The sequence below is a fragment of the Clostridium sp. ATCC BAA-442 genome (assembly GCF_964239415.1).
GTDB classification, from domain to species: domain Bacteria; phylum Bacillota; class Clostridia; order Oscillospirales; family Oscillospiraceae; genus Flavonifractor; species Flavonifractor plautii.
On the sequence record NZ_CAXSQB010000005.1, the window covers coordinates 84,421 to 105,465 of the forward strand.

At 59.9% G+C, this 21,045-nt stretch carries 21 protein-coding genes; 1 reads left to right on the forward strand and 20 read right to left on the reverse strand.

The window, feature by feature from the left end; translation table 11 throughout:
• Positions 1–289 precede the first annotated feature (289 nt).
• Positions 290–1,534: an IS110 family RNA-guided transposase gene (locus ACESY8_RS03695; RefSeq protein ID WP_055271879.1), complete on the forward strand. Its 1,245-nt coding sequence runs from the start codon at positions 290–292 to the stop codon at positions 1,532–1,534.
• Positions 1,535–1,611: 77 nt separating this feature from the next.
• Here ACESY8_RS03695 and ACESY8_RS03700 read toward each other — a convergent pair whose 3' ends face one another.
• The 20 genes from ACESY8_RS03700 to ACESY8_RS03795 form a co-directional block, all read right to left on the reverse strand.
• Positions 1,612–1,884, reverse strand: a complete 273-nt coding sequence (locus ACESY8_RS03700; protein WP_055271878.1) for a hypothetical protein — start codon at positions 1,882–1,884, stop codon at positions 1,612–1,614.
• A gap of 60 nt (positions 1,885–1,944) precedes the next feature.
• Positions 1,945–2,343 (reverse strand): hypothetical protein, encoded by a 399-nt coding sequence (locus ACESY8_RS03705; RefSeq protein WP_498794631.1) that lies wholly within the window; start codon positions 2,341–2,343, stop codon positions 1,945–1,947.
• Between the two features lie 108 nt (positions 2,344–2,451).
• Positions 2,452–3,339: a conjugal transfer protein TrbL family protein gene (locus tag ACESY8_RS03710; RefSeq protein ID WP_498794632.1), complete on the reverse strand. Its 888-nt coding sequence runs from the start codon at positions 3,337–3,339 to the stop codon at positions 2,452–2,454.
• 14 nt (positions 3,340–3,353) lie between these two features.
• Positions 3,354–3,695 (reverse strand): DUF3852 domain-containing protein, encoded by a 342-nt coding sequence (locus ACESY8_RS03715; protein ID WP_498794633.1) that lies wholly within the window; start codon positions 3,693–3,695, stop codon positions 3,354–3,356.
• Between the two features lie 71 nt (positions 3,696–3,766).
• Entirely contained in the window at positions 3,767–9,289 is a 5,523-nt protein-coding gene (locus ACESY8_RS03720) for a SpaA isopeptide-forming pilin-related protein (RefSeq protein WP_498794634.1), read from the reverse strand.
• A 110-nt stretch (positions 9,290–9,399) separates the two neighbouring features.
• Entirely contained in the window at positions 9,400–10,218 is an 819-nt protein-coding gene (locus ACESY8_RS03725; RefSeq protein WP_186964064.1) for a hypothetical protein, read from the reverse strand.
• A 130-nt stretch (positions 10,219–10,348) separates the two neighbouring features.
• Positions 10,349–11,146: a class D sortase gene (locus ACESY8_RS03730; protein ID WP_498794635.1), complete on the reverse strand. Its 798-nt coding sequence runs from the start codon at positions 11,144–11,146 to the stop codon at positions 10,349–10,351.
• On the reverse strand, positions 11,143–12,060 hold the full coding sequence (locus ACESY8_RS03735; RefSeq protein ID WP_498794636.1) for a cell wall anchor protein: 918 nt from the start codon (positions 12,058–12,060) through the stop codon (positions 11,143–11,145). The genes ACESY8_RS03730 and ACESY8_RS03735 overlap by 4 nt, the downstream gene beginning before the upstream one ends.
• On the reverse strand, positions 12,057–12,722 hold the full coding sequence (locus ACESY8_RS03740) for a hypothetical protein (RefSeq protein WP_498794637.1): 666 nt from the start codon (positions 12,720–12,722) through the stop codon (positions 12,057–12,059). The genes ACESY8_RS03735 and ACESY8_RS03740 overlap by 4 nt, the downstream gene beginning before the upstream one ends.
• Complete coding sequence (locus ACESY8_RS03745; protein WP_498794638.1) at positions 12,719–13,087, reverse strand: hypothetical protein; 369 nt, start codon at positions 13,085–13,087, stop codon at positions 12,719–12,721. Before ACESY8_RS03745 ends, ACESY8_RS03740 begins: the two co-directional genes overlap by 4 nt.
• A 22-nt stretch (positions 13,088–13,109) precedes the next feature.
• On the reverse strand, positions 13,110–14,123 hold the full coding sequence (locus ACESY8_RS03750) for a DNA adenine methylase (RefSeq protein ID WP_498794639.1): 1,014 nt from the start codon (positions 14,121–14,123) through the stop codon (positions 13,110–13,112).
• Positions 14,107–14,430 (reverse strand): hypothetical protein, encoded by a 324-nt coding sequence (locus tag ACESY8_RS03755; protein WP_087359992.1) that lies wholly within the window; start codon positions 14,428–14,430, stop codon positions 14,107–14,109. The genes ACESY8_RS03750 and ACESY8_RS03755 overlap by 17 nt, the downstream gene beginning before the upstream one ends.
• A gap of 109 nt (positions 14,431–14,539) precedes the next feature.
• Positions 14,540–15,538, reverse strand: coding sequence for a hypothetical protein (locus ACESY8_RS03760; RefSeq protein WP_186964071.1), 999 nt, complete (start codon positions 15,536–15,538; stop codon positions 14,540–14,542).
• A 6-nt stretch (positions 15,539–15,544) separates the two neighbouring features.
• Positions 15,545–16,714: an antirestriction protein ArdA gene (locus ACESY8_RS03765; protein WP_498794640.1), complete on the reverse strand. Its 1,170-nt coding sequence runs from the start codon at positions 16,712–16,714 to the stop codon at positions 15,545–15,547.
• On the reverse strand, positions 16,707–17,558 hold the full coding sequence (locus ACESY8_RS03770; RefSeq protein ID WP_186964073.1) for a DUF4314 domain-containing protein: 852 nt from the start codon (positions 17,556–17,558) through the stop codon (positions 16,707–16,709). The genes ACESY8_RS03765 and ACESY8_RS03770 overlap by 8 nt, the downstream gene beginning before the upstream one ends.
• A gap of 192 nt (positions 17,559–17,750) precedes the next feature.
• On the reverse strand, positions 17,751–18,461 hold the full coding sequence (locus ACESY8_RS03775; RefSeq protein WP_186964074.1) for a hypothetical protein: 711 nt from the start codon (positions 18,459–18,461) through the stop codon (positions 17,751–17,753).
• Between the two features lie 17 nt (positions 18,462–18,478).
• Positions 18,479–19,414, reverse strand: coding sequence for a hypothetical protein (locus ACESY8_RS03780; protein ID WP_498794641.1), 936 nt, complete (start codon positions 19,412–19,414; stop codon positions 18,479–18,481).
• Positions 19,411–20,097, reverse strand: a complete 687-nt coding sequence (locus tag ACESY8_RS03785; protein WP_186964076.1) for a hypothetical protein — start codon at positions 20,095–20,097, stop codon at positions 19,411–19,413. The genes ACESY8_RS03780 and ACESY8_RS03785 overlap by 4 nt, the downstream gene beginning before the upstream one ends.
• A 7-nt stretch (positions 20,098–20,104) precedes the next feature.
• A complete protein-coding gene (locus tag ACESY8_RS03790) occupies positions 20,105–20,380 on the reverse strand; it encodes a hypothetical protein (RefSeq protein WP_138308692.1) in 276 nt (91 codons plus the stop codon).
• Positions 20,381–20,538: 158 nt separating this feature from the next.
• Positions 20,539–20,967, reverse strand: coding sequence for a hypothetical protein (locus tag ACESY8_RS03795; RefSeq protein ID WP_009261467.1), 429 nt, complete (start codon positions 20,965–20,967; stop codon positions 20,539–20,541).
• Positions 20,968–21,045 lie beyond the last annotated feature (78 nt).

Sequence of the window (21,045 nt, forward strand, 5' to 3'; positions counted from 1 at the left end):
GCTACGCTTCAAGGCACCAAAGGGAATGAAACCCGGGACCACTAACGCAGCAAGTCCAAATTTGTTAAACTGTACTTGAGGAAGCAGGCATACTACAGAGCACGTGGGGGTGAGTAGGCCTAGCTTTAGCTGGACTGAATTGTTATGTGTGCCGGACGCTCTTTCAAGCACCAATGAGTAGGGCTTTGCACCCTGTAACCTTATCTTTGGAGAGACGGACTACTTCAATCTTTCAATGAGCATCCAGTCCCTGCCTGTTGCCTCGAATCCTGTTTTGAGGGGATGTGCTATGCTCAAAATCGTTTACCGTGTCTGCTGCGGGATGGATGTCCACAAATCCTTTGTCGTTGCCTGTATCGCTGCTACCAATGAGCAAGGCGTGACGACCTACAAGAGCAAGCGGTTCTCCACCTTTACCGGAGATTTGCGCCGCTGTGCTGCCTGGCTGGCCGAAAACAACTGCAAAGATGTGTGCATGGAATCTACCGGAAAGTATTGGATTCCCATTTACAACATCCTGGAGCACACCTGCAATATTGTCCTCGCTCACCCCAAATATGTGAAAGCCATCCGGGGTAAGAAAACAGACAAGCGGGACGCTAAGTGGATTGCCGACATCTTCAAGCACGACCTTGTAGCCGGAAGTTTTATCCCTCCGCCAGATATTCGTCAGCTTCGGGATTTGGTACGTTACCGCTGGAAACTCACCAACTTTACTACCGGCGAGAAAAACCGGGCGCAAAACTGCCTGACAGTCTCCAATTTCAAACTGGATGATGTGTTCTCAGATGTGTTCGGTAAGGCAGCCTCCGCAATCACTGCCCGTATTCTGGAAGATCCAACGGAGAAAATTACGGATATTTCTGGTTTCCGAACCAAAGGCATGAAAGCGACTGACGAACAGGTGCTTGCCGCCGTAGACGGTGAGATGTGTGCTGAACAGGCTGAAAAGCTCCGCATCATCCGTTCCCACATGGACAGCCTGGAACTGTGCAAGCTCAATCTGGAATCCCTGATTCTGTCCACCGCTGAGAAATACCTTCCCCAGTTCAATCTTGTTATGTCGGCGCCGGGTATCCAATCCTTTGCCGCTATCGGCATTATCTCTGAAATCGGAGTGGATATGTCCGTGTTCCCCACCTCAAAGCATCTCTGTTCCTGGGCTGGGCTTACGCCGCAAAACAACGAGAGTGCCGGCAAGAAGAAAACCACCAGAATCAGTCGAGCCGGAGCCTACATCAAGCCCTTGCTGGTGCAATGTGCGCTCTGTGCCATTCGAGCCAAGCAGTTCCCGGAAGTCCGCAACCGCTATCTCGCTCTCAAAAAGCGCCGGGGACACAAGAAAGCCATTATCGCAATTGCCAGGATGCTCCTTACAGCTATCTACAATATGCTCAAGAAAAATGAGCCTTACAATCCTGAACTATACCGGCAGGCAGACCGGCCTCCCACACATCGTGAGGTTTCTGTTGAAGAAGCAATTTTTATTCTTCAACGGCAGGGTTATTTGGTGACTGCGCCCAGCGTTACTTAGAGCCTAAATATAACCTGAAATTTGCCCGCTTCCTGGGGGCTTGGTTTTATGCGTCCTTTTTCGGAATGGTACTTAGACTACAATGTTTCAACCTTCTGCCCCCATTCATAGTATTGCTGCTGCAGGAACAGAAAGCAGGCCGCCCGCCGCAGGAAGTCCAGGACGCTGGAGCCCTCCACCTGGATGGCGAGGAAGGCGTACAGCACGGTACCCACCAGGGGCAGCATGGTCCCCGTCTGGGCCAGCGCCAATACAGAGAGCAGAAAGGCCACCCCGATGATGGCCACGTCCCGCAGCTGCCACAGCCACAGGGTGGCCTTGGCCTTCAGATTGTCTGGGTAGATGAACAAGAAAACACCTCCAAAACAGGAAGGGACCCAGCCTGTCCGGCCAGGTCCCTTCCTGTGGGTTTATTCCGCTGTGCTGTCCTCATCTGCATCCTCGCCCTGACTGGTGGCATCCGTCTCGGCCTCGCCGTCAGGCTCTGCAGAGGCATCCGCATCCACCCGCTCCTCCTTGGCCTCCGCCAGGGCCCTGTGGATGCAGTCTAGGAAGAATGCGTTTTGTTTGATACCCCGCTCCTGCAAGTAGTCCTTGAACTTCTCGAACAGTTCGCCGGGCACCTGGAATGCTACCGTTCTCTTGTCTCCGCTCATCGTAGTTTCCTCCTTCTGATTATCGTAGAATGTCTGGATCAACCAGGCCATATACTGGCCCAGTGTTTTGCCGGATGCCTCCTGCTTCTCCCGCACCCGGGCGTGAAGCCCGGCGGGGATGGGTGCACAGAGGTTCTTCACATTTTCTTCCATGGATTGGCCCCCCTTCTGTTTGGTAACGCAAGTATATCGATCCCGGCGTTAAATAGCCATCACCAACAGCAACAAAGATTGTGCCGAAAACCAAGCATAAGCAACATGCTATTTGACGGCCTGGACAATGGTGCGGGTGGTGTTGACAGCAGCCTGGGCGGTATAGACGGCACTCATGATGTTGGCCCTGGTGGTGGTGTCCAGGCCGAAGGCCCCGGCGATGCGGGGTACCTCTCCGGCGGCCAGCATGAGGCCCAGCCCCAGGAGGGCTTTGTCACTGAATACCATGAGCCCCGCCACCAGAATGGTGGCCTGGAGGAAGGCGGTGAGGCACAGGCCGATGACCTGCTTGCACCACTGGGTGAAGCCGTCCGTATAGCCCCGGGGGATGGAGAACATGTACAGGGAGCCCACGGCAATCTGGATGAGCAGGATGCCGCCCCGTTTGAGATTGCTGAAAAACACCTTGATCACCGCATAGGCCATGAGGATCATGGCAAAGAGGAGCATGATGGGGTTGGTACCCAGGCCCCATTTGGCCTGGGCGGCGATGTCCATCAGGCCGGCGCCCTCCAGATCTGTGAGGATTTCATTGCCCAACTCCCCGATGCTCTTTCCCGCCCCTGTGATTTCTATGGCGAAGGTACCCTGGAGGGAGACGGAGAGGGCGTACAGCCGGACGGGCACAGTAGTGAACAGGCCGATGGCAAAGAAGCCCTTGATGGCGTTGAGGGCGGGCTGCTGGAGATTGCCCCGGCCAGATGCGTACTCAATGCCGCACTCAAAGGCAGATACCACCACGCTGACGGCAAAAAGGGCCCAACCCAACTGGGAGAAGAAGCGCACCACTGACCGCACCCAGGAGAGGTCGAACAGCTCCACCCCCATGTTTCCCATCTGGGCGAAGAAGGCGCCCAGGAAGCCCACCATCTGGCTGTAAAACCAGTCCAGGATGGACTCCATCACCGGATTGGCCACAAAGTCCCAAATAAACACTCGCCTTCACCGCCTCAGATGCCTACGATATTCCAGATGTAATTGGGGGCCAGCAGCACGAAGATCAGGCAGACGAACAGGATGGCCGCCCCCGTCCACTCAAACTGGCCGTGCTTGCGATAGTCGAAGAAGCACAGTGCCACCTTGACAAAGAATGCAATCCCCAGCACCATGGTGAGGGCGGGGAAGACCACAGTATCCACCACAGTCTTGATCTGGCCGGCGGCGTCTGTCCAGGTCTGCTCCACGGCGTCCGCCACATTGCCGGCGGAGGAGGCGAAGGCCGGGACCATGCACAGGGCGGCCACCACCAGGGCTAGGAGCAGGATTCTGATGCTCTTTTTTCTCAAAGTCACTTTCGTAGCACCTCCATAAAATTGAAGGGCCGCCCGGGTTGGGCGGCCCTCCTGAAGATGGGTTGCTGGAATCAATAGCCGGTGCGGGGCAGGGGCTCAGAGGGCTTGTAGACCCTGGTCACCCACCGGGAGGTGGCCATAATCCACTGGCCGTTGTACACACCGCCCACGTCCGCCTGGTTGACGAATTGGCTGCCGCCGGTAAGCCAGGCGTAAACGGTGGCATAGACCTGGGGCGCCTCCACCTGCCGGAAGTTGGCGGGCACCACTCCGAAAGACATCATAAATTCGGTGATGTACTCGTTGGAGGCCAGGCCTAGGGCGGCCCCGGAGACGTCCAATACATAGTTCTGCTGGGTGCTCAGGTTGTCCGCCAAGGTGCGCCAAGTGCCGCCACTCAGGTTGGTCTTGTAGACCACCTTATAATTGCCCGGCACGTTGTAGGTGCCAGTGACAATCTTGTCCAGCCGCACCGCCTGGCCGGGCAGGGTATCCCTCCAGAAAAATGAGGTAAGGCTGGTGGTGGAGTTGTTGCCGATGCCGCTGAAATCGTAGCGGATCTGTTGGCCGGGCATAACCTCCACATAGCCGGTCTTTTGGATGCTTACATTGGTGTAGAGGCTCTTGTTGGTCATGGCTGCCTTTACGATCTGCCCTTCAAACTCAATCTCCACCTCGATGGGGGTCTTGTCCAGGCCGTAAAAGTCTGCGGCCTTGGATTCCACGATTTTGTAGCGGCCCAGGGGGAGAGGCCGGGAGGATGCAACACCGTTCTTGTCCGTCTGGATGGTGTCCACCAAGTTGCCCGTCCGAGCATTGTAGATCTCAAACTCCGTGCCGGGGATGGGGGTGCCGGCGGGCCAGCCGTTGACACTGTTGTAGTCCGCGGAGGTCTTTGTTATCTGGATCTGTCCAGTGATAGGGGTGTTCTCCCACTCCACCTCGGTGGTTTCCCCAGACTCCACATAGACGGTCTTTTTCTCCGTGTCGGGAACGTACCCCTCGTTCTCTAACTCTCTGAGATAATACCGTCCGGCCTCCAGACCCTCGATCAGTACATACCCCTCGTTATCCGAAGTGTACTGGCCGATGGGGGTATTGGCGCTGTCATAGAGCAGGAAGCTCACCCCATAGATCCCCTCGCCGGTGGTGCTGTCCGTCTTGTGGATGAGGATGCCGCTGACCGGCGTGTTCTCCACCTGTATGACTGTGGTTTCTCCGTTTTTGACCTCAAAATAATGGGGAGTGTCGTCCAACTTGAAGCCCTCCGCGCTCTCGGTTTCCACGGCATAGTACGATCCATTCTCCAGGGACAGGAACACCCGGCCATTTTTGTCGGTGGTCACGGTATCCACCAGGGCGTCGTCCATGCGGCGGATCTCAAAGGTAACGTTAGGGATGCGCTCCTTGGTGTTGTCCGCGTTGACCTTGATCAGCTCCAAGCCGCCCACAGGTTCGTTATACACCGTGATGGTCTGGGTGTCGTTGGGGTTGATGACCACCGTTTGGGTACGGGTCTCCTCATGGATGGTATAACCCTCGATGGTCTTGGTTTCCGTGATGATGAATGTCCCCACCAAACCGTCAATGATGATCTGGCCGTTTTCATCGGTGCGGTAGAGGCCCATGCTGGAGGTCATGCCGCCGTTGTCGTCCACCACCGTGCCGTCCGCCTCGGTGATGGTAAACTCTACCCCCTCCAGGGGCTCATGGGTGACGGAATCCAGCTTGTTGATGACAAGGCCGCCCTTGGGGGTGTTGGTGATGACCACCGTTTGGGTGTCTCCACCCTCCCCGATGACTACATTGGTGGAGGGGGCGTCCATGACGTACCCATGGGGCGCCTTGATCTCCGTGAGCACGTATGCGCCGGGGGCCAGGTTGGTGATGCGGATCTCACCGCTGCTATCAGTGGTAAACACCCCGTTCTGGGTCAGGGTGCTGTCACCGATCACCCCGTCCAGGCCCACTTCGCACCCCGACGCGGTCGTGACGCGGAACTGGGCGCCGGCCAAGGGCTGACCGGTCACGCTGTCCCGTTTCTGGATAATTAGGGCCCCATGGGGTTCATTTTTGAAGGTAAGGGAAACGGTGCGGCCCGCCTGGATTTGGATGGTCTGGGATTGGGTGTCGATCTCGTATCCGGCCGGGGCTCTCGTCTCCGTGACAATGACGCTTTTGCCCGGCTCCAGGCCGTCAATACGGATTTCGCCATTTTCGTCGGTGACAAAAATCCCGTTGCTATCTCCGATCATGGTGCCGTCCGCATAGGTGATTTTGAACTCAGCATCAGGCAGGGTCACGCTGGGGTTGGCCGAGCACACCTTACGGATGAGCAGATTCCCGTCCGGCATGTTTTCAAAGCGGACAGTGATGACACTCTGCTCCCCGTTGTCTGCCAGGTAGACGGTCTCGGAGGACTGGATGATGCTGTACCCCTCCGCCGGATCCACCTCCTCCACGATGTACGATCCTGGCTTCAGGCCCGTCCAGATGGCCATGCCGTTGGAGCCGGTCACCTTCTGGCCGATCACCGTGCCGCCGGTACCGGAGGCGCCGCCCAGGTAGCGGAGCTGGAAGGTGGCCCCACCCAGGGCTTCACCGGTGACACTGTCATATTTCTCCACCACAATGGCGTTGAGGGGCACATTTTGGAAGGTCACCGTCCTGTCCCTGCCGCCGGTGATGTAGAACTCCTGGGTGGCGGGTTCTTTGATGGTGAAGCCAGGGGCGGGTTCCAGCTCCGTCACCTTGTACCAGCCGTCCCGCAGGCCCTCCAGCACGATCTGGCCGCTGGCGTCGGTGAAGTAGGTCCCCAGGTCGTTGAGCTCGCCGGTGTCGGTGCCATTGCTGCCGTACCAGACCTGAAATTTGGCCCCCTGGATGGGGCTGCCGGTGATGCTGTCTACCTTCTGGATAGTCAGGGTGGGCTTTTTGTGGTTCTCGAAGTAGACGGTGTGGTTCCGGTTGGGATAGAGGGTGACCATCTGGCTGGGGGCATCCAGCAGATAGGGGGCGGGTACAGATTTCTCCGTGACCTCATAAACTCCGGGCAGCAAATTTTCCAGGGTGGCCGTGCCGTCTGCCCTGGTCTTGATTTCATCCACGCTGTGGCCGTCCGCCGCCTTGACGGTGAACACGGCCCCCGCCACGGGTGCGCCGGTGTCGGCATCCTGCTTCACCACCGTCAGGTTGGGGCGGATGTCGTTCTCTAGGATGATCGTGGAGGTCTTGCCGGGGAAGAGCTCCACATGGTACTCCACCGAGTCGATGATGTGGTCTGAAACCGTATCCAGCTCCTTGACCGAATACACCCCTGGCTCCAGGCCGGAAATCAGGATTTCGCCATTTTCATCAGTGGTGCGATCCAAGTAGTGCGAACCATCCTCAATCCTGGCGATGCGGAAGGTCACCCCAGCCAGCCGGGAACCGTCCGCACTCAGCTTGATGAGGTGCAGGGAGGGCTGGACGGAGTTGGTGAACACAAACCGGGCTGTCTGGTTGGCCTCCAGATGGATAATGCGCTGGGCCTCATCGATGATGTAGCCGGGGCACTCCAGCTCGGTGACCACATAAGCCCCGGTGGGCAGCTCAGACAGGTCGATTTCGCCGTTTTGGTCGGTGGTGAACTCCGCCGGGCCCCACGAACCGTCTACCGCCTCAATGCGGAACTTGGCGTTGGGGATCACCTTGGAGGGGTTGGCGCTGTCCACCTTGACCAGCCAGATGCCGGGCTTCTGATCGTTGAAAAAGTATAGCTCTTTGATGCCGTCCCCGGCGGAGAGTTCGATCTCCTGGGGCGTGGAATCCACCAGATGTCCACTATCCCCAGTGTCCACCTCCTGGACGCGGTAGGTGCCCGGCCGGCAGTCCGTCAGCAGGATTTCTCCCAAAGCGTCTGTCTCATAGTCCCCCAGCAGCTCCCCATCCCGCCAGATGCGGAAGGTGACGCCGGACATGGTCTCATGGCTCTCTCGGTCGTACTTGATAATCTTCAGGCCGGGCAGGGCCTCGTTCTTCAGGGTGTAGGTGACGCAGTCCCCTGCCACCACAGTGGTGGTATAGGTCTGGGGATCCCGCTCCCACCCCTCCGGGGCGGACAGTTCCCGGATTTCGTATGCCCCCGGCTTCAGCTTCGTGAAGGTATAGGAACCTCCGGTGCCGGTGGTACCGGTATAGGTCGCGCCGCTCTCAATGTGCTTGATCTGAATCCGTGCCCCGGCCAGGCTGGCTCCGGTGGCCTCGTCAATCTTCTCAATCCGCAGATCGCCATAGGGTTCGTTTTCAAAGGCGACTTCGGCCACCTCACCATACTTCACAGTGACCTGCTTGACCGGCTCCTCGTCCAGCAGATGATACTCCGGGGGTACCCGCTCATAGATGGTGTAATTGCCCACTTCGGTGAGAGGGATAGTGATGGAACCGGATTCCGGCGTGGTGTAGACGCCGATGGTGTCCCCGTCCGGGCCCACCACCTCGAAGGTGGCGCCTGATAGGGTGACAGTGGTGCCCGCCTCATACTTGGTGATCTTGAGGGCGGTTTCGCTGGGAGGGGGCGTAGGCTCGTCTGGGTCATCCGGCTCGTCGGTATCCGAATAGTTAGAGATGGCGTTTCGCAGCAGGCTGGTTTGGGGATCGGTATCGCAAAGATAGCTCTGGAGCTTGCCGTATTCATCCGTTTCCTGGCAGAGGGCATAATAAACGGCGTAGCGGTAGACATCAGCAGAAAGGGTAAGCTGGACGCTGCCGCTCCGTCCCTCCACGCTGGCCGCCGGATACAGCACCTTAAATTGTCCACTGTAGCCGTCTCCGGTATTGGAGACCTTGACCTGGGTAATATCCTGTCCGTTCATGTCTGTAATTCTGGTGCCATCAGGTACGTCACCGGGATTTTGAAACTGGATATTGACGATATGGTTTACCACCCAAGTATCCGAGGTGGCAGTAAATACCTGCTGGAGATATGCTTCTCCGTCAAGGGTGACAGGGTACGCCTGCTCCCGGTCTGGAGTGACCGTAATTTGGGGTTCAGCCACATGATCCCAGGTCATGCCTTGGGTATAAATCCTGGTTGTGGCATCCAGAAGCTTTTCTCCAATTGTGCGTTCTGAGCCGGTAAGGCCGGGGGCCACGGTGATGTCGTTGATGTCCCACTCGGGGATCAGGTAACACCACAGGGCAATCTTGCCGGCGTAAAAGGCCTGATATTTGTTATCCAGCCCCAGTTCCTCCAAGGAGCGGTGGGGGTACATATTGGCAATCAGCCCCACTACCTTGGGATCGCTGGCCTTCTCCTCAGCCAGATAACGGATACTCTCCCCCTCGGGAACCGTTTGGGGTACGCCGTACTGGTTGGGGTTGACACAGTATGCCGGGATCTCCTGTTGCTTGCCCTGCGCATTTTCATATAAAAAGTAGGTATAAGATTGGGTCTGCACCTTGCCATTGACAGCCAGATAGTTCATGGAATATCCGCCGCTATAAATGTCCAGTTCGCCCAAAGCCTCTTCCGGAGTAGATGCCGCAACAGCGGATAAAGGCAGCATGCCTATGATTAGGACAGCTGTCAGCAGGAGCGATATTACTTTTTTCACAATATTTCCTCCTCGGTGGATTTAAACAAAGTAAAAAACGCCCCGAAACGGTTCGTGATTGGCCGTTTCGGAGCGGTAACACATCGTTTTGCTATTTTTGCTATGGGTGGTTACATGCCCATTACATTGTATTCGGTATAGAGGTATTTCCCATTTTTATAGACATCCCATGCCTCCACCTCAAACCGGGCCATTGGGGCGGAGTAGAAGACGCGGGTGAGCTGTTCGTCCCGCCAAGGCCAGAACGTCTGCACACCGCTGGACTCTGTAATCCCCATAGACAGGCGTAAGATGGGATCCCCCTTAGAGTTGAGCTTAAGGGTTCCAGCCTCCCATAAGTCCGGGCAGTTAGGTACGGCATTATACAAGGTATACAGCATCCGCCGGGTCTCATAGAGGTTCAGGATATGAAGTCTATCCCCAGTTTGGCTCTGGAAACGCAACACCTTCACTTCCGGCAGCTCCAGCTCTGGGAACTGGTTCCAGTCACAAGTCGGCGTGGGCAGCGGGGCCAGGGGCTCCCATAACTTCAGATCGGTAATCTCATAGGTGGTACCGTCATCGCAGAGCACCTTGTCTCCCTCCTGTAACCGGAGGGGCTCGTCCGACTGGGGGATGACGACCACCCCGGAGGGGGCGGGCGCCGCGCTTTCCTCTGTGTAAGGGGAGCTGGTGTCTACCAGGACACGGTTGGCGCCCTGGTCATACGCCACGCCGAAGTCTACCGCCCGGCCGACATCCCGGAGCTGCACATAGTTGTGGCCGTGGATGACATACGCTTCCAGATCCACCTGTTTCCCGTCCACATAGAAGGTTTGGGTGCTTGGGGCTGCAGTGAGGGCAGCCACCCCCGCCGATGCTGGCCCTGCCAGGGCCGCGCCGGCCAAGGCACCTGCCAATACTGCTGGAATAAGCTGTTTCCTTTTCATACGGTTGACCTCCTTCTTTCCTCTGCTGTTCTTGTGTTCCTTACAGCAACAACATACCGGAAATCTGGGGAAAAGTCTACAGCAAAGAGCAGTCCCCTGTGGAGAAAATGAGCCCGGAAACTCAAGCAGGTTACACAACCTCCACCGCCTGCACCTGCCAGCGGTAGGCCCTCTGATTACGCACGCAGGTGTAGAGAGTGAGCATGTTCTCGATAGAAGGGGCGGTGCCGCTGGTATCCGTCTCCTTGACCTTCTGTACACTGGTGACCTCATAGGTGCGGACGCCCAGCTTGGTGGTCCAGGTGATGGTATCTCCCCGTTCCAGGGTGTGAAGATCCCCAAAGTCATCCCGTACCCCCCGGTTGTGCCCGGCGATGGCGCAGTTTCCATCCCAGATGCTGGTGCCTTTGAAATGTCCCGCGCCCTTCATGAGCGTGGAGCTGTCTGTACCCTCATAGACCCGCACGCTCAGGCCGATGGCGGGGATTCTCAATGTCCCCAGGTATCCGCTGGAATAGTAGAGATCCGAGGTCACCGGGGTATAGCCTAGGGAGGTGGTCTGCTCCTCCTCGGTAGCCGGAGTGGAGCTGTTGGTATCTACAGAGGGCGGGAACACGATGGGTGTCCCGCTGCCGTTGACGGTGCCCACTGCCATGCCCTCCGGGGCCAGGTTGGGGGTAAGCCAGGTTCCGGTGTTCAGGGTATCCGCACTGGCGCTTCCAAAGCCCGGCGGGATGAGGGCGGCATTCTTGCTGATGTCCTCATTTTTCAGGGCCCCGCCATCTGCCGTATGTACCACCTCTACCGAGGTGGACTTGCCGTAGTCCGGCCCCTCCGGCGCGTCAATGGCGTAATCTAAAGCACCCGCCGGGGTGGCCATAGCTGCCGTCAGGCAGGCGGCCAGGCAAAGGGTGGTCAGCTTCTTCATTCCGTATCCTCCTCCTTGGATTCCCGGCGCCGTTTGACGAACAGGCAAGCGCCGATCACACCGCCCACAACAAAGACCACGCCCAGCGGGAGCAGGATGGCCGCCCAGTTGAACTGGGACAACCCGATCCCGGCCTCCTCCACAGATACGACGGGTTCCAGCGGTTCCCCCTCAAAAATGGCTACATAGCGCACCCGGTTCAGGGCGATGCGGCTGACGGTACCGGTGTAGTCTGCCGTGACGGTATATCCGGTGACATAGCTGCTGGTGGCGGTGCCGGTATAGGTGGCCACGGCGGTGTAGCGGTCTCCAATGGCGTAGCCGGACATGCCGGTGGTGTTATCCGTCCGCCAGTCAATGTTCTGGAGGGTGAGGGTACGCCCGTCCTCCTCAATGCTCTTGGGGATGTTGGCGGTGTCCTGGCTGGCCAGGTTGGGGTAGGAGCGGGTGGCGGACACCTCCCGGGTGGAGCTGCCGTAGCCCGCCGCCTCCACCTGGACAGTGTCCAGCTGAAGGGCCAGGGTACCGGACAGGCCGTCCTCTGTGACGAACTCCTTCTCCTGGGGCAGAAGGGTCAGGATGGACTCCATATCCTTGCTTTTACTCTCCAACGATACCGTCTCCGTGTGCGGACGGCTCTCATGCTCCGGCAGCTCCTGCTGGAGCAGGTCTGTCAGGGTGTAGTGGAAGCCGTCCTGCTCAAAGTCCGACCGGGGGATACCGGCAGGGTCCTGTTCCGGGGAGAGGTCATAGACCTTGCGGATCTCCGTGCCGTCCTCACTGCGTGTGACGGAGGTTGGGTAACAGACCTGCACCTTGGGCACTTCGGGGAAGGGCTCCGCCGCCAGGGCGGTGGGGAGCAGCGCCGCGGCTATCAACAGGCCGGCGGCGCATCTCAGAATGGTGTGTTTCACGATTGGGTTCCTCCTTCACATTTTGTCATATTTTGCTCCAGCCGCTCCAGGGTGCGCCGGGCCAGGAGTCGGAACTCCCAGGGCTCCAGCTCCAGGGGGCGGTAGTCGCCTTTGTCCGTGATGCCGTCCGCCCGCACCTTGAGCACCAAGGGCAGGACGGCGGCAGGTTCCTTGAGCACCGTGGGGGCCAGCCAGCCCTTGCCGGCCAGGTACACCCACCGGAGGGCGGAGGCAGGATTGTCGGGCACATCGGGCCAGAGGTATTTCCTCGCCAGCTTCTTGCGTCGCTGCTTTTTGTTGACGGGGATGGGTGCCAGGATTTTGCCCTCTATCTGGTAGCGGAGACCCAGGGCCTCCATACAGGTGCGGACGGCTTGGCGGGCCTCCAAAGTGTCTGCCCAGGCGGGCAGCGGCTCCCCCAGCTCTGTGGCCAGCACATCCTCCCCCTCCGAATCTCCCGGGAGTAGGGGCACATTCTTTACCAGCTCCAGCACGTGGAATCCGTCCGTCAGGCCCAGCACCTTCCGCTTGGTAATGGGGATGCCCCGGTAGTGCGCCAGGGCCTCCTCCAGCTCCGGGCGCTGCCGGACCGTCCAGCCTTTCTGTAGGAAGCCGCTCCGGCCCAGCCGCAGGTCGTCCATGGTGTAGTAATGCAGGTTCATTGGGCGTCCTCCTCCCGGGCCAGCAGGGCGCCCAGCCCGAACAAATCCACGCCGCAATGCTCCAGCATGTCCAGGAACTCCGCGTCATAGGATCGGAATACCTCAGACGCCCTTTTGCACGGCGTACCGCTGGACGGACGGCTGTCCAGGGCCAGACGGACAACCATGCCGACGTTCAGATCGTGGAGCAGCCGGATGGTCTCCAGCCGCTCCCTTGCAGTACCCTCCTGCCGGGTGAGCACGATGCAGCCGTGCTCTGTATGCAGGGTCAGCCGCTCCGCGTCCTCCAGTCCGGAGAGCTGGAGGGCGGCCCGGGGGATGGCCAGGGTCTTCTTGCTTGTGTCATGGCAGATGGTAAATTTCATCTTCTGTTTTCACCTCGTATTCTTAGTCCTGCGGCCAGTCCCACACCCGGGGCAGCCGCCCGGTGGGGGCGGACAAGATCCGCAGCTCCGGCCGGTCACTGGACACCAGTCCGGGGTTATCCAGCAGGGAGAGCTGGCGGTTGAGCATGGGGCCGGGGTCAAAGTTGGTCATGAGCAGCTCATGATACACAGAGTCCTCCTGCCGGGCCATGGGGTTGGGGCGGTCAAAGCCCACAATGTAAAAGTCCGGGGCGAAGAGGTCCAGAATGTCCGGATGGCTGTTATAGGACAGAACGATGTGGCTGTCCCGCGCCGCCGGGGCGCACAGGCAATCGTGGAGTCGGACGTGGTCCCGGAGGTCGAAGGAGGGGGCGTACATCCTCTCCGCCTCCAGATAGGGCGGGTCCGCGTAAATCACCGCGCCGGGCCGGGCGTACTGCCGGACCACATCGCAGCAGTCCTTGTTCTCCACCACCACGCCCTGGAGTGCGTCTGAGGCGCGTCGGAGCAGTCCGAGGAAGCGGCGCAGCTCCACGCTGCGCCCGCCGAAGCTGTTTCCGGTGGCACTGTAGCTGTACCGGATGCTCAGATAGTAGGCCGCAGCCCGCTGTACGTCCGGCAGGTTGGCCCGGCCCACCAGGAGCTTCTTCACCGCCTGCCTGTCCATGGGCGGGAAGTAGTCCTCTGTGATCTGGAGCTCCTCCTCCAGGTAGTCCATGGGGTCATACTCGTGGTTGAGGAAGCGGAGCACCACCTCGAAGTCCGCCCGGGCATGGAGGGGCAGGAAGTCCAGCTCCCTGAGCAGCGCCAGGGGCCGGTCCCTGGCACAGCGGAACAGGTTGACCAGATCCACATCCACGTCGTTATACACCCGGAGCGGGGCATACCCGACGCCCAGACCCAGAGTCACCGCGCCGCTGCCGCCGCAGACCTCCAGCAGGCGGGGCGCCTTCCTGGGGAGCAGTTGAAAGATATAGGGGAGCAGGAACAGCTTCCCGCCTACCCAGGGGAAGAAGGGCTTAGCGATCCGCCTCACCTCCCCCGGGCAGACGGAAGGCGCCCATGGCCCGGATCATGCCCGAGGATGCCATCCGCAGCCCGAGCTCCATCCTTTGGAGCTGAAGGATTGTGGTATACACCTCCCCGCTGTTTGCGGGGTAGAAGTAGCCGGTGCGGTCGCTGCAGATAGGCTCCCCGTTTACCCGCAGGTTGTGGACCAGCTTCCGCAGCTCTGTCCCGCTGGTACGGAACACCTTCACCAGCCTCTCCCCGCCCACGGCGTTCCGCTGGCCAAGGCAGTGCTTCTTCAGGTACTTCAGAAGCTCTTTTTCTTTTTCTCTCATGACGTCCTCCTCTGGGCCGTCCTCCCGAAAAAGGGCACAAAAAACAGGGGCCGCTGTCCCCTCCGGGAAAACGGCCCCTGTTTCGTTTTGATATAGATTTGATCTGGGGTTACATCTGCTGCATCTGCATAGGCGCCCGAATCTGAGCATGCGGGCCGAGAATGTAGGCCCTGCCGTCCGCTGTCTGGGTATAGCCCTTGTTCCGCAGCAAATCCAGCCCGTACTGTTCCAGGTTGAAGCAACCGGCAACTGCCGTGTCCAGCGTACTCCCTGCCGACCGCAGCTCCGCTTTCGCAACGTCCTGAAGCTGGTCTGTATATACCACATGGTAGCGGTTCAGGTGCTGAGCAACCTCCAGGGCTGCGGGCAGGGTGGTGCAGCCCTCATGCTCCAGGGCCCAGAGGTAGGTCTGGAGGAAATCTTTCTGCCCCTGGTTCTGTTCCTGGAGAATGAACCCTAGGTTCTGGCCGTCGTAGATCAGATCCTCCAGCCGGCCGGCATAGGCGTCCTCCAGCCCGGTGATGCCCGGCAGGCTGCACCGAGCTTCCAGCAGGGTGCACCCCCGGATGGTCTGTACGCCCAAAGCGTCCAGGGCCAGCTGGATCTCCCCCGGCCTCACGTCCATGATGTCGTTGTAGTCCGGCAGGGCCAGCCACACCCCATCCGGCACCGCGGAGGATGCCAGTTTCAGCCGTAGGCTCCAGCTGTAGTCCGGCTCCGGCAGGGCGATGCCGTCGTATACTTCTGGCTGCTCCCGCTCCGGGTATACCACATAGCAGCCTCCCACGAACAGGCCGGGGTGCTGTGCCTCATACTGCCTGCCCAGCTTGTCCAGGTCGATATAGTCCCGCAGCGCCAGAAGCCTTGTATCATTCTCCTCCAGGTAGTACAGGCCTAGATCCTCATAACTCTGGATGCCGCCCAACACCTCATACCCGTCCAGGCTGGTCAGCAGGCTGACCGCCTCTGTACTGTCCTGGGCGGGATGGCGCTGGAGGGCCGCGTCCAGGGCGATCCCCTCCCGCACCGTTAACATCTCCAGCCGTTCCCGCAGCCATGCCTGCTCCTCCGGCCTACCTGGGAGCTTTGTCAGTTCTTCTCTGTTCAATCGTCGTCACCCCATCCCCATGCCGCCCAGCATACGCTGGGGTGGCAGCGGTTCCTGCACCGGCCGGCCATCCACCCGGGTTAGCAGGCCGTAGTCTGTCAGCTCGCCCCCGTACTGCTGGATCAGCGCCTCGCCGTAGCCGTAGAGGTTCAGGTACCGGCACAGCAGGGCGGCATTCTCCTCCCCCATGGAGCGGCGCAGCTCCCCACGGGCCACGTCCTCCGGGGAGGCGGCGGCCCAATTCAGATTGTAGGCGTCCAGCCGTTCTGTCAGGGCCATGGCATCCTCCAGGCTGGTGGGAGGCGACGCCTCCAGTACCGCCTTGTACTTGATCAGCTTCAGCGGCTCCCGGTCCTCCAGCACGGTCAGCCGGATGGCCAGGCAGTTCAGGGTATCCAGCCGCTCCGGCGTGGCCCACGCTTCCGGAATCTGGGGCACCAGGCTGTGGAAGGCGGTGACGGTGCAGTTGGAGATGCCCACAGCCTCCATCTGGTCACGCACCTCCACCAGCTCCTGTCCGGCAGGGAGGGTGAGCTCCGCCCGTTCCTCCCCGAGCCGGAGCTCCAGCCGAAAGAAGCCAGTCGGGGCCTCCGGCGCGCTGCGGGGTTCCTGGCCCTTTTCGGGCTTCCAGTTCCCATCCGGTACCACATACCCCTGCCTGGTGAATACACCGCCCTCCGACTGACGGACCCGGCGGCCCAGGAGCCGGAAGTCCAGCAGTTCAAACACCTTGTCCGGCACATCCTTCACCTCGGGGATGGAACCGTTTGCCGCGTAAACCCGGCCCAACGAGGCGTCATCCGTGGCCTCGGGCACCACCTGGCAGTGCTCCGCCTGTTCCGCCAATGCGGCAAACATGCGCAGAGGGATGATACCGCTCCGGCTGCTTTCCAGCCTAACCAGCCCCTCGAAAGCAGTGCGCTGCCGGCTGTCCAGGCTGGCCAGCCGCTCCGCCAGGGCGTTGAGCGCCGGGAAATCCTCTCCCGACTGGAGGGTGGGAAACAGGCAGGTGAACTCCCCGTAATCCCCTATCTCCCAGAGAATGGCCGTATCCGGCGCCGGCCGCAGCCGATCCCAGGCGTCCAGCACGGCGTAGGGCTCCGCGGGAAGCGCCAAGGTGGTGTAGGCCCCGTTGTCCGGGTTGGACAGGGCCACCTCAAACACCTTATTATCCAAATGCCATTCCCCCCATCGTCGTTCCGTGTTTTATATCCTTCGCCTCGCCCTGCGGACAAGGCTCACTCATTCCGCAGGAACTCCTCTCCCCTCCGAACCCGCTGTGCTGGGCTTCGGTGGGGATCCCGTCATCGGGTGACTCCTGGACCTGCTGCGGCCCGAACCGCTCCGCCTCCGTCTGGATGCTCCAGCCCTCCGATTGCCACAGGTGGACGTAGAGCTCCCCACCGTCCACCTGGATCTCCCGCTGCTCGAACCCCTCGCCCCAGCCGTCTGACGCCTGGCCGCTGAGGTAGCCCTTTAGGCTTGTCAGTTCCTCCGGAGAGAGCCGACCGATGACCTGGCACTCGGCCACACCCCACAGCCGGCCGGCCCGGACCTCTGCCGTAATCACGGCGGAGCGCACCTTGGCGTCCAGGCTGTCCTGCTTACCATACCAGTGCATGAGCCCCCGCTCCGTCTCCTCCGGCATCCGGTTTTTTACCAAGGCGCTCAGGATGCTGCCCTCATAGTCCAGAAGCGTTCTGCCGTCCCATTCCTCACCCGTCTCATCCCAATCTCCCCACTCATTCCGGGCATAGAAGCTGGCGGTGAGGGGCATGTACAGCTTGAGCAGACTTGGTTCCGGCGGGTGGACGGAGAACATCTCCTCCCCAAGGGTCAGGATACGTTCACCTCCATCGCTCTGCCGGACATGAAACCGGCCCTCGTCATCGATGTGCTCCAGAGTACCAGCCTCCTTCAACGTGTTTCTGGGATCATCCAGCTTCCAGGTCTGGATCCGGCTGCCCGCGGGGAACTGGCCCCGTAGGAAATCCAGCCACTCCTTCGATACATCCTGCATAATGATCTGCCTCCCTTCATTTTGCCGCAAGTGTCATTCGGATAGAAAAGGGCGGCTTCCAAAGCGGAAGCCGCCCTTCAACGGGGTTCTTGCGCATGCTCTGTTTTCTCTGATGGTTCATAGCTCTTTCCCGCCCTTTCTTCTGGTAAGCACACAACATACCACAGTGTGCCCGTGATATCCAGCAGTTTTTCACATCTGCTGGATGGCCGCCTGACGCTGGCTTCGCTCCAGCCACAGGGGATGATAAGCTATCTCTGTGATACCCAGGTCTGCATTGCAGGTGATATGGGCAGCCACGGCAGGGCAGGCCGGCGAGAGCTGGAACAACGCCTCGGTGAGCTCTGAGCCCAGGCCGTCCAGGATACAGTGGGGCCCGCCGGGCTTTTCGGCAAACTCCGGTTGATCCATGGTGAGGCGGGCCATGGCCTGGGTGGCGGATATGCCTGTTTCCCGGCCGTATGTGATGGCCCGCTTCAAGGCATGCTGCGGATTGAACCGCCCAAAGTCCATGGTGTAAAACCGCTGCTCCTGCCCGGACTCCGCAATGGTGCAGGTTGCAATCCGGCTGAGCTCCTCCGGCCGCTCCGGGCCAAAGAAGCCCATAAGCCGGCCCTCCTTTGCCAGGCCGGACACCTCTGCCGGTGTGCGCCCGGCCTGAAGGTAGACGGCAGCGGCGAACAGCTCGCTGGGCAGGGCGGCGTTTTGGTGCTGGATGATCTCATAGGCGCCCTGGAGGGTTTCCTCGCTGAAATTCCGCGCCACTACCCGCAGGGCGGTGAGCATATCGATGTACTCCGTCTCCGCACACTCCCGGTCAAAGCGGTACAGCGCCTCGGTGGTGACAGGGTTCGGCCTGGGAACCAGCTCATTGAGCTGCCGGATAAATTCTGTTTTCTGCATATTCTCTCCCCCTCGGTTCACATGGATAGCCCGCCCAGGGATGGCCCCTGGCTAGGCTGATTTTTGTCGGTCAGCAGTTGTACCAGGGTCTTCAAATCCTCCGGTGCAATCCGCTCCGCCGCCCGGCACAGCCGGTTGAGGCCATTGATGGACAGATGTTCCGATGGAATGCTGCGGATGACCTTGTCGGGCAGGGTGCTGCCCACTACCCTGGAGTGTACCTGGGGGCTGTCCCGTATACCGGTGCGACACAGGAGACGTTCCAGCCTGGCCGGGCTGTCCGGCAGAACCAGCAGAGTGCTCTGCCCCTCGCCGGAGGATGCCTCCAGGAGTATGACGAACTCCCGGTCAAGATAGTCCGGGAAGGGGCCGCCCTCCTTGTAGAGCTGTTCCAGCTCCATACCGTTATCATAGACCACCCCATAGGGGGTTACGGTACCGTGCTCGTTGAGGATCAACTTCAGGGCCTCCGCCCTGCCGTCTACCTGTTCCAGCTCGTCCACGGGCATGTGGCCGCCATGGAGCGTTAGGATGTGCGCCTTTCCGATGCCCTCTAGATCTGAGAATCTTGTAATTACCGTGGCCTGCTGGCAGCAGAAGGTAAGATTGATAAAGTCCGTCATATCAAACGTACCCAGCCTGACCGCCATAGCCTGGAACTGGGCGGCCTCATAGTCGTCAAAGCTGTCCAGCCGCCGGGCCAGGTAGTCCAGCTCGTCCAGATTGGCGCCCACCTTCTCCAGGCGCTTGAGGATGGGAAAGCCGCTCTCCAGCTCGTCCACCCGGCAGTCCCGTTTCAGGGGTGCTCCCAGTTCCATAGCGGCCAGGCATTCCAGGGTGCGCTCATATTCCATGACGGGGATGGGAAAGGGGATGGTCACCTGGCCATACTCCGGGTGCGCCACGTTGCTCAGGACACAGCGCAGCACCGGCTGTCTGTTCTGTGTGGTCACATCTGCTGCCCTCCCATCTCCTGGCCATGGCGGGCAATGTAATCCGCCAGCGGTCTGGGGTTCTCCTCCCCATACAGGTCATAGACCATATCGTCCACCGCCTTGCGCACCGCCGGGTCATCCGTCAGGGTCTCAAAGCGGAAGCCGGTCCCATCCTTTGTGGGCAGCTCCTCCCGGATGGTCCGGAGGTAATCCTGCGGGGCTGTGAACTCCATGTGTTCGCCGTTGGCAAAGGACACCCGGCCCACCGGCCTGTCCAGTGTCTGCTGGCGCAGGTCATAGCAGTAAAGATAGCACTGGTATTCCCCGGGGCTGGGGGTACACCGGAGGCAGAAGCGGTAGTCGCCCATCTCCGCCAGATACCCATAGCTCCGACCGTCCTCCGTGATGGCCCCGCCGTTCTGCCGGCAGAATTGGCCCATAGAGGGCAGATCCTTCAACGGCCCATCCTCCCGCACGGCGTCCACAAACTGCTGCAGGGCCTCCTTGAACTCCGGCGTGTTGAACTGCTCCCCATTGTGAGGCCACCAGGTATGGTAAAACCCCTTGCCGCTGGAGCCAAAGTCCATCCGGACATGGCCCACTGTACCCAATGATCTGTCTGTCTGGTCATCTGAGTAGAATAAGCTGGCCTCCTCACGGGTGGCCGGCCGCAGGGAAAAGCAGTTGCTATTTGGTTTCACCGCGAAATCACTCCTCTTTCACTTCTTGTGTCACCTGCCTGTCCGGGGCATTGAGCCGCCGCATCTCCGAGCGCAGGCACTTCCCGTCCTTTCCCCAGCAGAAGAAGCCGTTGGCGGGGTAGGGGCAGCCCACGCAGAGGGGGGAGCGGGTGCATACCGGCCTGGGCGGCGGTTCCGCCGGGTGCTCCGGGGCGTACGACTTGTGGGCGCAGAAATGAAATAAAATCTGGGCATAGAAAAAGGCGGCGCCTGATTTGGCGCTGCCCTCACATGGACGGTTCAAGATTTGCTCCCTACTTTCTATTAGATATTGCGCTGCCGCCGGCAGTTAGCCTCGCCCTGGGTCAGAGCGGCCTTTCCACTCCAGCGGAAGTAAACGGTCCTTCTCTGTCGCAAGGGCGAGGGGCTGTCCAAGGACAGCCCCTCCTGTATGCTTCCGTCTTAGGGCTTGGATAGCCCGCACTCTGCGATCCAACTATCCAGGTTCAGGCTTTCCGCCATGAGAAGGGCCAGCTTGTGCATCGCCGCCCGGTCTTGGGCATCCTCCAGCCTGGCCGTCGTCTCAAACAGGCCCCAGAGCAGTTCGGCAATCATCTTGCCGTCGTAAGGCTTCAGCAGTTCGCTGTTGGGCAGAGCGTCCTCGCTGCTCCCGCTGCGCAGAAGCTGCCGTTCTCTTTCAATCAGCTCCAGGCTGGCCTGCAGGCTCTCCCGGGGCACTCCCCAGGCTTTGGCAATCAGCTTCACGCCTGCCTCCATGGGAGCCTCATCCCCGATCTTGTCCGGCCCGCCCAGCGCCAGGGCATTGATTGCCTCCTCAGTTATCTGCTGAAGCAGCTTCTCCGGCGCGGGATGCTTCTCAATCTGTTTCATACGTGTGTCCTCCTCGTTATTTTTTGGTGGGCTTCTGACCACAACAATACCCGCTTTTGCGGGATAAAGCTATCACCA